At 64.7% G+C, this 12,393-nt stretch carries 12 protein-coding genes; 1 reads left to right on the top strand and 11 read right to left on the bottom strand.

The genetic code is table 11. From position 1 onward, the window contains the following. Window positions 1–370: 370 nt before the first annotated feature. A complete protein-coding gene (locus tag EK23_RS17000; RefSeq protein WP_045226579.1) occupies window positions 371–1,015 on the top strand; it encodes a lysozyme inhibitor LprI family protein in 645 nt (214 codons plus the stop codon). A gap of 213 nt (window positions 1,016–1,228) precedes the next feature. Here EK23_RS17000 and EK23_RS16995 read toward each other — a convergent pair whose 3' ends face one another. The 11 genes from EK23_RS16995 to EK23_RS16945 all read right to left on the bottom strand — a co-directional run bounded on the left by EK23_RS16995 (window position 1,229) and on the right by EK23_RS16945 (window position 12,355). Further along, complete coding sequence (locus EK23_RS16995; RefSeq protein WP_082054292.1) at window positions 1,229–2,401, bottom strand: transporter; 1,173 nt, start codon at window positions 2,399–2,401, stop codon at window positions 1,229–1,231. Between the two features lie 13 nt (window positions 2,402–2,414). Next, window positions 2,415–2,900, bottom strand: a complete 486-nt coding sequence (locus EK23_RS16990) for a hypothetical protein (RefSeq protein ID WP_145998715.1) — start codon at window positions 2,898–2,900, stop codon at window positions 2,415–2,417. A gap of 12 nt (window positions 2,901–2,912) precedes the next feature. Then, window positions 2,913–3,644, bottom strand: a complete 732-nt coding sequence (locus EK23_RS16985; RefSeq protein WP_045226578.1) for an LCIB family protein — start codon at window positions 3,642–3,644, stop codon at window positions 2,913–2,915. A 14-nt stretch (window positions 3,645–3,658) separates the two neighbouring features. Further along, window positions 3,659–4,786: a calcium/proton exchanger gene (gene cax / locus EK23_RS16980; RefSeq protein ID WP_052808285.1), complete on the bottom strand. Its 1,128-nt coding sequence runs from the start codon at window positions 4,784–4,786 to the stop codon at window positions 3,659–3,661. A 109-nt stretch (window positions 4,787–4,895) separates the two neighbouring features. Then, on the bottom strand, window positions 4,896–5,273 hold the full coding sequence (locus tag EK23_RS16975) for a hypothetical protein (RefSeq protein WP_052808284.1): 378 nt from the start codon (window positions 5,271–5,273) through the stop codon (window positions 4,896–4,898). 14 nt (window positions 5,274–5,287) lie between these two features. Then, window positions 5,288–6,112, bottom strand: coding sequence for an EcsC family protein (locus EK23_RS16970; protein WP_045226577.1), 825 nt, complete (start codon window positions 6,110–6,112; stop codon window positions 5,288–5,290). Between the two features lie 6 nt (window positions 6,113–6,118). Next, window positions 6,119–6,580, bottom strand: a complete 462-nt coding sequence (locus EK23_RS16965) for a YbaN family protein (protein ID WP_145998714.1) — start codon at window positions 6,578–6,580, stop codon at window positions 6,119–6,121. After that, window positions 6,577–8,949, bottom strand: coding sequence for a P-type ATPase actuator domain-containing protein (locus EK23_RS16960; RefSeq protein WP_052808283.1), 2,373 nt, complete (start codon window positions 8,947–8,949; stop codon window positions 6,577–6,579). The genes EK23_RS16965 and EK23_RS16960 overlap by 4 nt, the downstream gene beginning before the upstream one ends. Continuing rightward, on the bottom strand, window positions 8,946–9,149 hold the full coding sequence (locus EK23_RS16955; RefSeq protein WP_045226575.1) for a hypothetical protein: 204 nt from the start codon (window positions 9,147–9,149) through the stop codon (window positions 8,946–8,948). The genes EK23_RS16960 and EK23_RS16955 overlap by 4 nt, the downstream gene beginning before the upstream one ends. 26 nt (window positions 9,150–9,175) lie before the next feature. Further along, window positions 9,176–9,706 (bottom strand): hypothetical protein, encoded by a 531-nt coding sequence (locus EK23_RS16950; RefSeq protein ID WP_045226574.1) that lies wholly within the window; start codon window positions 9,704–9,706, stop codon window positions 9,176–9,178. Window positions 9,707–9,745: 39 nt separating this feature from the next. Continuing rightward, entirely contained in the window at window positions 9,746–12,355 is a 2,610-nt protein-coding gene (locus EK23_RS16945; protein ID WP_082054290.1) for a heavy metal translocating P-type ATPase, read from the bottom strand. Window positions 12,356–12,393: the final 38 nt, after the last annotated feature.

Raw genomic sequence — 12,393 nt, 5'->3', positions numbered from 1 at the left:
AAGGGGCTCCTGCCCCTCGATAGACGCGCCTCGTCCCTGATGCGCCCCTTCGGGCTGTTTCCGTCTGCAAGCTGCGATGCTCGGCGCGGCCTACGGGCTGCAAATCCCGAACTCTCTTGCCTGGTTCCCATGCTCTGTGTGGGAACCGGCTCTTTTATCTGGGTTGATGCGACTCCTTCGTCGGCACATCCTATTCAAGCTAATGCCAGGGACCCCAACCTCGCCACCTGTGCCCGCGCATCCTATGCCGGATATTCGGGCTTTCCATTACCAAGCCATGAATTCGCGGCACCCTCGCGGAGTGGGATTTCTGGAAGCTCAGGCAGTAACATGTGGCTGCCTTTCAAATGACAACATGAGGAAAGCCGAAATGAAACATGGGTGGTGGGTTGTTGTACCTGTCTTGTTTGCTTGCTCCGCAGGCATCCCGGCAGTTGCTCTGGCGGAGAAGCCGACCTTCAACTGTGCAAAGGCGCAGGGGGAGGTGGAGAAGCTGCTCTGCAGCGACGCTTCCCTGGCGGCGCTCGATCAGAAACTCGACAAGGTCTACAAGGCCGCTTCGGCCAAGGCCAGCGGCAAGCTGGCGGCGCAACTGCGAGCCGAACAGCGGGGTTGGGTGAAGGGCCGTAACGATTGCTGGAAAGCAAAGGAAAAGACCTGGATCACCGCGACCTGGACCGTCGACAGCTTAAAGGGCTGTGTTGAAGCCCAGTACCGCCTCCGCACCTCGGAGTTGCAATCGGTCTGGAGGCTTATGCCACCGAAGACGGTTTCGTATGCCTGTCAGAACAATCCGGCGAATGAGGTCGTGGCGAATTTCTTCGAGACGGATCCGCCCACGATTCGCTTGGAGCGTGGCGATCGCACCGTGACCCTGTGGCGCGTGGGCGTCCCCGACGACGGACACTACGAGGGACAGAATGTCAGCCTCGAGGAGAAGGGCAACGAGCTGAAGCTCAGCTGGCTGAACACGGACACAGGCAATACCGACGAACTGCAGTGCAAGAAACGGTAGTCGGAGGTGGTGGAGAGTCGTCTTGCACTCCCATTCGCTTGGCGCAGGGGGTGCCTACTGGGCTTTGGTTCGAATGCGGGTAACGGAGTCGCGTGAAGAGAAGGGACCAGCAGGAATTACCTTGTGCCCGAGCCAGCGTGGCGTCATACACGGCCACGGCTGCGGCACCAGCATTAGCCGCTCCGCCTTACACGCCCTGCGCTCGGCGGCGCCTCAGAACGCCAGTGCCAGCCCCACCATGCTGAGGATGGACGGGGTGTGGCGGTTGGTGCCGCCGCTGGTCTGCGCATAGACCGCCAGGCGCTGGTTGACGGTCCACAGGAAGCCGGCGCCGACCGCATTCTGGGTCAGCTTCTCGCTCTGATTGGCGGTCGGGTTTTGGGCGTTGGGCAGGCGCGGCAGGGTCATGGCGTTGTAGAAGCCATGAACGAAGATGGCGAAATCCTTGTTGAAGAGGTCGCGCTGCAAGCCCCACTGGAAGCTGAATTCCCAATCGTCGTTGCCGAGGGCATCGCGCACGCGGGTGACGCCCAGGTTGTACTCCAAGTCGATGTCGAAGGGCAGTGACTGATCGAAGTTAAAGGTGAACGAAGGTTGCGTGCCGCCGTTGAAGGCGGCGCTGCCCAGCCACTGGGTCTGGATATAGGCCTCGAATCCGGCCGCGGGCAGGAAGTAATCCGGCTTTTCGGTCCAGAGCTGGATCTTGGTGTCGAAGGCCAGGGGGGAGAAGCCCCAGGTGGAATCCTGACCGCCCTGCCAACTGACGCCATTGCCGAACAAGCGCAGTTCCACATCGTCGTTGATTCCGTAGCGCAGCAGGAATTCGGCATTGTATTGGGCCGGTGTGTCCTGGCTGTTGCTGTAGTAGGTGAAGGGTGACAGTTCCACATAGGCACGGCCCTTGGGCAGGGTGAACGCGCTGTTGGGGAAGTTGGCCAGGTCGGGGCCGGGATTGGCGATGTCCGGCTGCGAACGCCATTGTTCGATGTTTTCCGGGAGGCGCGCGCGGGAACGGTTGAAGCGGCCCTTGAAGAAATCGTCGTGTACCTGTTCCGCCCGCCGCTGAGCATATGCATGGACTTGCTCGTAACCCGTGTAGGCCGGTTTTGCGCCGGGCGTGCGTTGCACCGGCTCGCCTCTTGACTGGCACCAGACGGTGCGCGCCTGCAATCGCCCGTATTCGCGAAAGTAGGCAAAGGAGTCCTCATGGGGCAGGGGGGGCAGAGTGGCCGCAGGCGTCGCTGTGCCGCCCGCAGCGGCTGCCGGATCCGAGGGGGACAACGGGTGCGCACAGCCCGAAATCAACAGGATGCCCGCGAGACAGCCCGCGGCACCGCCCCTCGGCAGGCGTCGGCCGGGGTGGTTGCGCGGGCTGCGGTGATTCATGCGGGCCACGCGGCTATTTCAGCAGCGGCAGTTCGTCCGCGATGCCGGCTTCCACCGACGCGTAGATCTTGCTTTCAATCTGGTAGTAGCGCGCCAGTTTCTTGATCGGCAACACCCGCTCGAAGCGGGGCAGAAATCGCTGCTTCAAGGCGGCCCGCGATTCTTCCAATTGCAGGCGGTCGCGGAGCAGCTGCCGCGCCATATCGTCGGTCATGGCGTCGTAATTCTCGCCAAAGCGAGCGATGATCGTCCGCCGGCGCTCGGTCAGGACATTCAGATCTCGCTCGAACTGCTCGTACACCGGCCAGAAGCGCTTGGCTTCTTCCGGCGTGAGCTGCAGGTTGTCGGCGATGATGCGCTTGCGCTCCCGCCCGTAGGCCTGGTCGGCGGCGGCCAGGGAATCATCAGCCTGAACCTGCGGGTCGGCCTGGATGCCATCGGAGGCGGCGAGTGTCAGGGCCAGGCAGCAGCGTCGCAAAGTCCTTTTCCAGCTTGCCATGTCCCTGTTTCGTCAAAGTTCGGACAGGCGGCGGACGTCGAGGTGGCGCAGGTCCACGTAGTCCTCGCTGTCAGGTCCGGTGTTGATGATGATACCGCCCGCCGTGGCCACGTACTCGCAGTGGAACTCGGTCCTCTTGCTGCGCACATAGCGCTGGATCAGTTCGTGTATCACCGCATAGGCCACTTCCGTGGCCTCCTTCAGGGGCGATTCCGCCGCGAGGATGCGCTCACGGAAGGGCAGCAGACGGCGCTCCAGGGTCATCTGCTCGGTATCGTCATCGTCGTGGGGCGGCCGGTAGTCGGCGGAAGAGCGCAGATGTTCCACCGCCACGTGCAGCGCGCCGCAGGCACCCGTCTCCTTGTGCTGGCCAGGGCGCTGCAGTTTTCCCAGCGTGCCCTCCGCAGAGATGCCAATGTGGGGGCCATACACGAACAGCACGGAACCGCCGTCGGGCACGTGATGGGCCAGGGCCTGGATGCCGGTCAACCCGGAATAAGGCAGGCCCGCCAATCCCCCCATCGCGAACGGGCCGAGGAAGTCCTTCTTGAGCCTGGACTTGGCCTTAGCCAAAGGGGTCTCCGACTCCCGCATGGGGATGATGTCATCGGCGCAGATCGAGGTGGCCAGCAGCAGCTTCGTGAGATCCACTCCGTGCTTTTTCACCTCGGTGCGAAGCCTTTCCACGAAGTCGATTTCGGTGATGGCGCCGGGGTAATGCCGTTGGACGTGGGACGCGATCATTCCGGTTGCCCCCGTCAGGCCGCGGATACCGGCAGATAGTAGAAGCCGATCGCCAGCATGAAATAAACCGCCAGCAGCATCAGACCTTCCAGCCAAGTGGAGCGACCATCATTGGTGATGGTGCGAATGACCACGACGGTCAGCACGATGGACATGACCTCCACGGAGGTGAACAGCAGGTTCATTTTCACGCCCAACAGCGGCGCGCTGAACACCAACAGGGGCACGGCGAGGAGGATCATCTGGATGCTGGAACCGATGGATGCCTCGATGGCCAGGTCCATCTTGTTGTTGCCGGCAAAACGGACGGCGCTGATGATCTCGCCGATGCCGCCTGCGCCCGCCAGCAGGATGATGCCGCTGAAGATGGGGGTGAGGCCGAGCTGTGCACTGGTGGGTTCCAGGGCATCGGTGACCACTTCGCTCATGACCGCCAGCACCAGGGTCGATACCGTTAGCACGGTTAGGGACTTGCCGCGCGACCAGACCTCGGCGGGCGCCTCGCCCAGCCCCACTTCCGGCATGACGGAGACATCCCCTGGCTCGGCCTCCACCTTGCGGAACAGGGTGATGCCGAGGGAGGTCAGGTAGATGAGCAACAGGACCACGCAAATCTCCCAGCTCAGCTCCAGTTCCTCCTTGGGCGATGACAGGCTGAAAACGGCGGGAATGATCAGGCCGAAGCCGCACAGGGTCAGTAGTCCCGCGTGAATCTGGATGGTTTCTTCGTCGAAACGCTGGGTACCGTGCTTGAGCCCGCCCACGAACATGGCCAAGCCGAGGCCGAAGAGAAGTTCGATGAGGATGGAGCCGGTGATGGAGGCCTTCACCACCTCGCCCAGGCCGTTTTTGAGAGCGAACATGGCGATGATGATCTCGGGTGCGTTGTTCAGCGAGGCGTTGAGCAGTCCGCCGACGGTGGAACCCAGGGTCGCCGACAGGGCTTCGGTCGCCTCCGCCATGATCTCGGCCAGGGGATAGATGGCGACCAGTGACACCAGGAACACCAGGCTGGGGCTTGCGTCCAGCCAGCGCATCGCCAGAGCGATGGGGATGGCCAGCAGCAGCCCGTTGCGCACGTTGAATCCGGATTCTTCGGACGCCTTCGAATGTTTCGAAGCCTTCTTCTCACCGACGCTCATAATGCCTCCTGTATCGCAAATTCTGCTCAGCGTGGTCCTACGCTCCATTCATCCGGCCTGGCGCGGCTGCTTTTGCGCCGCGCCTTCTCATCATCGTGGCAGCGTTCGGTCAGGGCTTGCCCGGTGAGGGGAAGCGCCGCTCCAGATCGTCCAAAAAGCGTGATATCTGCTTCATGCCGGCCTTGGCGGCGGGCGACTGGGGTCGGAATCCGATCATGGACTGGACGCGCGAGGCGGTTTGCGGCCACAGGATCACGCCACCCGCCACCATGAAGGGCAGGCCGAAGATGCCCGGGGCCACGAAGCCGGCAAAGCCGACTCCGAACAGCATCCAGCCGACGTCCCGCGGCAGTTGCTGCAAGCGCTCGTCGCCAACAGGGTCGGGAGCGGCAGCCTCCGGAGCCTCCGGCTGTTGCCTAGCCCGGATCCAGACGACCTTGCCGTCGGACTCCAGGGTATGCAGGTCTTTGCTCTCGATCTCGCTCATGGCGCCTTCCCTTCTTAAAGGCTTCTCGACGGGGTGATCCAGGCGACCTTGCCCCGTTCCCGCAGCCAGTGCTCCTGAAACACGCGTTTGGCGGTCTCGCCCGCCCGGTTCACGAACTCCCGGTTCAGGTAGGCGTTGAAGGCAATGCTGAAGCCCGGCACCAGCACGCCCAGTTCCGCTCCCAGAACCGCCCGTTGCAGGGCCTTCTGCGCGGACTCCTCGAAGGCCTGACGCAAGAAAGTCGTCTCGATCTGGCGTTGGTAATTGCTCATGGCCCGCTTGCGATCCGCGGCGCTGTTGGCCGTGGAGAGGGCGAGCACATGCAGCATCAGTTCCTTGTCGCCGGGCTGGTCGATGCTGAACCCGTAAGCCTGCGAGACCCGGTATATGACGCGCATGGCCCCTGCCAGCAGCACCGGCAGTCCCGCGGCGGCGGCCACCGGGCCGCCGGTTCCGGTGGCGGCACCCATGCCCAAGGCGATGGTGCCGGCGTCCCGGATGATGCGGCCGGAAAGCGCGTCGGCAAATTCCAGGGGCTTTCGCGCCAGTTCTTCCAGGGACTGGATGCCTTCCGCCTGAAGTTCCGCGTCCTTGAGGATGCTGTCGTCCCGGGCTAGGCTGCCCGCCATCTTGTTCAAGCCCTCGATGGCCGCGCTGACCGCGCCTTGCGGCATCAACCGGTTGGCCAGTTTTCCCACCGGCGCCGCCAGAGCCCCGGTGATCCGCGTGACCAGGCTCGGCCTTTTGGCCTTCCAGGCGGCAATTTCGGCGACCTGGGATGCCTCGTACTCGCTCAGGGCCGGCTGCGGCAGCTTGGCCTGAAGCTTTGCTGCCCTCATGCAGGATCAGGGCCCCTTGCGCGGGTAGCGCTTGTCCAGATCATCCAGAAACCGGTTGATCTGCTTCATGGCGCCGTGGAACGCCTTGGGGGAATGGCCCTGACGCCAGCGCTCGATGCGCTTGCGGTTACCCGGCCATAGCGCCATGCCGCCCAGAATCAGGAAGGGCGTGCCCAGCACGCCGGGCACCACCAGGCCGACGATGCCGGCGGTGATCAGAGCCCAACCCGCACCTCGGCTGACATGCTCGGCGCGCTCCACCACCTGCTCGTCGGCCGGGTCCATAGGCTCGGCCGGCGCCACAGCGATCGCGGTGGATTGCGAAGGCATAGCCTCGGATTCCGGTTCCGGCGGGGGCGGTGCTGGTCTGGCCTGTGCCTTTTTGCGCGCGGGCTTGGCCGCCGCTGGTGCATCCCCACCGGTTTTGCGCTTGGCTCGCGGCTTTTTTGGAGTTTGAGCTTCGCTCATGCGCGTATCCCCTCGTGGGCCGTTGCCGCAGCGCCGGAATCCGCCGCCTGCCGGTAGACATTGAAAACGCCAATATTGGCCAGCACGCCAGCGGTGATGCCATTCAGCATCCCGGCATAGCCGCCGGCGACGCATAGGAGGTTCGGCAATAGAGAGCGCCGGCTGAGTTCGCGCACACGGCTCTCATGACCCAGGGCCAGTGCGGTGACTTCCGCCAACCCGTGCAGCGAATCCCCCAGCAGGGCCAGGTCGGCGCCGGTGGAGGCGCCGTTAGCTCCGCCCAAGGCTACGGCCACATGGGCTGCCCGGGCCAGTTCGGGATTCATTCGAGGAGCGACATAGCTCGCCTTGACGCCGCGCTTGCGCAGGCCGTGAAGAAAACGGATCTTCTGTTCAGGGTTGAAGTCCCCGCCGTGGAGTTCGATCCCCAGGCGCTGGGCCAGAGCGGCGGTTTCCGCCTCCGGGCCGCTGGACAGCAGGAACACCTGAAGGCCCTTAGCCCGCAACTGACGGATGGGCTCGGCGGCGCGGGCCAACTGCCCGGTGCGAAACGAGAGGCGCGCGACTTCATTCCCGTCGATTTCCACAACCAGCGGTGGCGGCGACTGATCGTCCGGGCTCGTCTCATCGCTGTTCAGGGCGATGGTGTGCTGGCCCTGGCGCACGGCGACACGCCGTTCCTCCAGGGCGATGAGTTGCGGCACGCGCACCACCAGCCCCAGGCTGCGGCAAACCTCAGCCAAAGCCGAAGAGCGTCCGTCGCCCAGGTAATAGGCGGCCCCGGCGACGTAGCGCAGCAGATTGTTGGTTTCCCCCTCGGCCAGGCGGCTTTCCAGGCTGGCCAGTTCGAAGACTGGTTCCTCAAGGAGCGCCGCGGTGTCCAGCACCAGGAAGCGGCTTTCGCCGAGACGGGAGAGGGCTGAGCCGGAACGGACCACGCAGCCGGAGCGCAGGGCCTGCCCCATGTCCTTCAGGGTCTGCACGGGCACCGCCAAGTTGGCGCCGGAGGCGTAATCCTGGTGCAGCACGGCGCCCACGGTGAAAAGACCGCCGACTGCCCATCCAACTCCTGCTGCCGCCAGGGTGGGCGGAACGGCCCGGTCGGAGAGTTGCCGCGCCTTGCCGCGCAGATCAGGGTCGGTAGTCAGCGTGCGTGCCGCGACGATGATCTGCTGGGCCAGGTCGGCTGCCCGTGTGTTCATGGCGGTGGCGGACACTGCCACTTCGGCACGTCCCGCCAGGACCCGCGAGCCCGCTAGGAGGATGTCTCCCCGGCGCTTGCGCACCGCGCCTGGCGTGCCGGCTACAGCAGCCTCGTCCACCAGGACCACGCCCGCCACGATCTCCCCGTCGGCCGGCGCCGATTCGCCGCCAGCGACGCGGATGTGGTGTCCGGGGCGCAGCATATCGCTGGGCAGGCGCGCGTCCACCTGGTCCGAGCGCACCACATGGGCATGGTCAGGCACCGGGAGCGCGTCGTTGATCAGGCTGCGGCACTGCTCGGCCATGGTTTTTTCGGTGCGTCCGGCCCAGAAGCGGAACGACCATTCCATCAGGGCATGGGCCACGATCTGACCGGTGGTGATGGAGCAGCCCAGCAGCGCCGTGTACAAGACAGGCAATCCGAGTTTGCCCGAACTGATCTGGCGGCCGGCTTCGCGGATGGTTCCCAGATTGGTCGCCACCAGCATGCCGACGCAGACCGGCAGTACCGCCGGCAAGGCCAACTCGCCCACCGCCGCGAGGCCCAGGGTGGCGTTGGCCAGTCCCAACTGGGTGGGCGTGGGATTCAGCCGCACGAGGGCGGTCTGGGGCGCGGCCAGTTGGGATTCGGCGGTGCGGATCAATTGCGTCAGGTCGGTGCAGTCCAGCTGGAATGTCACGGCGAGCTTGCCGGTCGCGCCGTTGGCGCTGGCCTGCGACACGCCCTGGAGTGGCGTCAATGCAAGCTCAAGACGGCCCGGCAGGGCCGGGTCGCGGCTGATGGCGCTATGCCGAAGTTGCAGCTGGCCGGGTTCCAGCCGGGTGACTTCGAACAGGGACACCAGGGACTCGAAGCGGAACAGGCTGGCCGGCTGGTTTGCCGGCCACTCCGGAAGTGCGACCCGGCCGGCTGCTTCGTCGGCCGCCGCGAGCAGGGCGGAGAATCGCTCAAGAAAGCCCGCCCGCTGGTCCGGTCCGACCTGGAAGCGCACCACCGCCTCGGCGGAGGCGGGACGCAGGTGAACGGAATCGACTTCCGGAAGGGCGAATACCCGCCCGGCAAAACGGCGGGCCTGCTCCCCCGCATCGGCCCCGAACACCGCCGGGGCATTGATGCGCAGGGCGTCGGGCTCAAGGCGTATGCGCGGCGCGGCGGAATCGCTCACTCCCAGGTTTCTCCCAGATAGGGCCGCAGGGCGCCCTGGCTGACCATTTCCTCCAGGGTGGCTGCCACATGCTTGGTGTCGGAGTCGAGGACGTCATACACCTCGCGCAAATGCTTGCGCCGGCGGTTGATCTCGAATCCCATGGCGGCTATGACTACGGCGCCAAACAGTGTGGTGACGATTTCACTGACCTTGTCCATTGGTGAACCTCGTGGGTTGGGGGGGGTTATTCCATGAGTTCCTGGGCGCCCTCGCGGATCACGTCGATGGCGCCCTCCAGTCCCTGCCGGTGCAGTTTCTGACGGATGGCCTGTTCAATGTCGGCGCAGTTGCGATGACTGTGCAAGAAACGCAGGAACTCCTGCATGGCCTTGAGGGCCTGCTGGCTGTTCTTGATGAGTCCCAGGCACAGGCGAAAGCCATGATAGCCCGATTCACCGCGCCCGCCCTTGGCCTGCAGGTCGTGCACCAGGATGATGGGGTCCTTGCCGATCAGGTCCGGATTCTCCCGGATCAGCTTGACCGACTGTTCCCGCGACAGCACGTACAAGGGATCATGGTTCTGGAACTCCCGGATCATGCGGAAGTTATCGCGGATCACGCGAGCCGCCGTGGACTTCCAGCCGGTGTCGATCAGGAAGAAATGAAAGCGCGGCTCCGTCCCCGCCTCTTCCGACGTGGGGCCGGTGGCGGTTGCGACCGCGGTGGCTTCACTGGCGGCTGCGGCCGATTTCGAGGCGGGTTTTCGGGTTGCCATCGCTGTTCACTCCTGCAGTTTCGAAGGGGGAAATCCAGATCAGGCCGGTAACAGCGGCGCGGGGTCCGATTCCTGCGCTTCGCCGCCGAAACCCGCCTGTTTCAGCTCCAGTTCCAGCCGGTGGCGACGCTCCGCCTCCAACTGCGCCACCTTGCGCATGGGCCAGACACCGTTGGCCAGCGCGCCCAGGGCGGCGACGTTGTTGGTGAGCACGGAGGCGCCGATGCCGAAGCCTGCCAGGAACACGCCGGCGACGCAAACCACGTTGGGCACGACGATCATGATCCAGCTGTTGCGGACATTGCGGTCCATGGCGTGGGCTATGTCTCGCAGTTCACAGAGTTTGCCAAGCCCCTGCTCCATGAACACGATCTGCGCCGTGTCGGTGGCGATGGACGTGGCGCCGCGCAGGGAAATGGACACGTTGGCCTTCTTCAGGGCGATGGAATCGTTGATGCCGTCGCCGACGAAGCAGACCTTGCGGCCTTCCTGCTGCAGTTTTTCCACATAGTCGGCCTTGTCCGCCGGCAGCACCTGGGCGAAGTAGCGGTCCATGCCCAGATCCTCCGCCAGCTTCTTGGTGGGCGCCTCGTGGTCGCCGGAGATGATGGCCAGATGCTTGATGCCGCGCGCGCGCAGACCTTCGACGATCTCCCTTACTTCCGGGCGCACGGAGGCCTGCAGTTCCAGGGCTCCGCCCAGCTTGTCATCCACGCCCACCATCACCATGGTGTTGCCTTCCTGGTGGGCGGCCGCAAGGGCTTTCTCCACCGCGGGGGGGATGGCGATGCCTTCCATGTCCATGTAGCGGCGGCTGCCGACCCGGACCGTGTGCCCGTCGATGCCCACGCTGATGCCGTAACCGATGCGGTACTGGGTCTCGTCGGTGGTTGCCAGTTCCACGCCCAGTTCCTCGGCCTTGTGCAGGATGGCCAGGGCGATGGGGTGGTGGAATTTCTGTTCCGCGGTGGCGGCGTAGCGCAGCACGTCCAGTTCCTTGAAGCCGTTGGAACTGATGATGCGGCCCACCTCGGGGCGCTCGCGGGTGAGGGTTCCGGTCTTGTCGAACAGGACCGTGTCGATCTCGCCCATCAGTTCCAGTGCACGTCCGTCCTTCACCAGGATGCCTTTTTGCGCGCACAGGGCCAGGGTGGAGAGCATGGCCAGGGGCGCCGCCATGCGGATGCCGGTGCCCAGGTCGCTGTTGAGCACGGCCACGCCGGCATGGGGACCGAGCAGGCTGTAGGCCAGCGCGCCAGCCGCCAGCGTAGGCACCACGGCGGTGTCCGCCAGGCGCTCGCCCTTGTTCTGCGAGGTGAGCTTGTAGCCCGCCGTGTCGTTGAGGATCTGACTGATTTTGGCGGAAGCGGTCTCGCTGCCGGCCTTTTCCACCGAGATGTAGATCTTGCCCGCCACCATGATGGTGGAGGCATAGACGCGATCGCCCACGCCTTTCTCCGCCGGGGTGGATTCACCGGTGAGGGCTTGCTGGTCGATCATGGCCATCCCTTCGGTGATGTGCCCGTCCACTGGCACCATGTCGCCGGTGTGCGCGACCACGATGTCGCCGGCGTTCACACGGTCCAGGGAAACCTCGATTTCCACGCCCTCCTTGAGCAGCCAGACGAAGCGCGGCTGCTTGCCGAAGGCGCTGAGCAACATTTTCTTGGAGTTGTCCTCGGTCTTTTTTACCAGCGAGCGGCCGAAGGACAGGCACCAGGCCAGCACCGCGCCGGGGAAGATCTGCAGGGTGCCCAGGCAGCCCAGCACCACGATGGAATCCAGCAGGTCCACGCCCAGACGTTTTTCCTTGAACACCACTTCGTAGGCGCCGACGAAGCTGGGTATGGTGGTGTAGGCGAACACGGCGGCAGCCGCCGGAACCAGGGCAGGGGCCGCGAACTGGGCAACGCCGGCCAGGGCTAGGGAACCAGTGCAAATGGCGAGGTCCAGGTCCAGCTTGTCCAACTCCGCCTGGTGTTCCGCTGCCGCCAGGGCGCTGTCGAGGATTTCCAGCACCTGCTGCCGGGTCAGACGGCGCGGGTCGAATTCCACCTCGACGGTGCAGCGCAGGGAGTGGGTCTTGTAGCGGTCGACGCCGAGCACGCTCATCAGTTCGCGCTCGATGCTCTGGCACAGCCCGCTCTTGCGGTAGAGCACCGGGTTTTTGGCTCTCAAGAATCCCGTGCGTTCGGCCACGATCTGAAAGCCGGTGACCACATGCCCGTAGCGGTGGTAATGGACCAGTCCGTGCCGGTCCTGCGCCGTCGCCGCCGGCGCCACCGCGGGCAGGCGGTTCTTGCTGCCCGCTTCCGCATTCGTTTCCGATACAGGCGCGCTTCCTCCCAGGCTCGCGGCCAAGTCAGTCAGGATGTCCTTCGCCCGGTGCCTTGAGGCGTCGAATTTGAGGTCGGCACAGGGCGTTTCGCCCGAGTGGATGGTCGCCCCCGCGATCTGGGCGACAGCGAATGCGCGTTCGAGAAAATGCCGGCAGTCGGCGCTTTCGGTGTGGCTGAAAAGGGCATCGCTGTTGACGCGGATGATCCCGGGGGAGGGAAAGGAGATGACGATATCCGATGTCCCCGCTCGGGCAGGCGGCCTGGCCGTGTCGTAGCGGGCGGAGTAAGCGTGGCGCACGTCGTGGAACATGACAAACTTCCCTGGGGCAAATCGTTTTGGGTGGCGTG

This window comes from Methyloterricola oryzae, assembly GCF_000934725.1.
Lineage (GTDB): Bacteria > Pseudomonadota > Gammaproteobacteria > Methylococcales > Methylococcaceae > Methyloterricola > Methyloterricola oryzae.
This window is presented reverse-complemented; position numbering and strand designations above follow the sequence as displayed.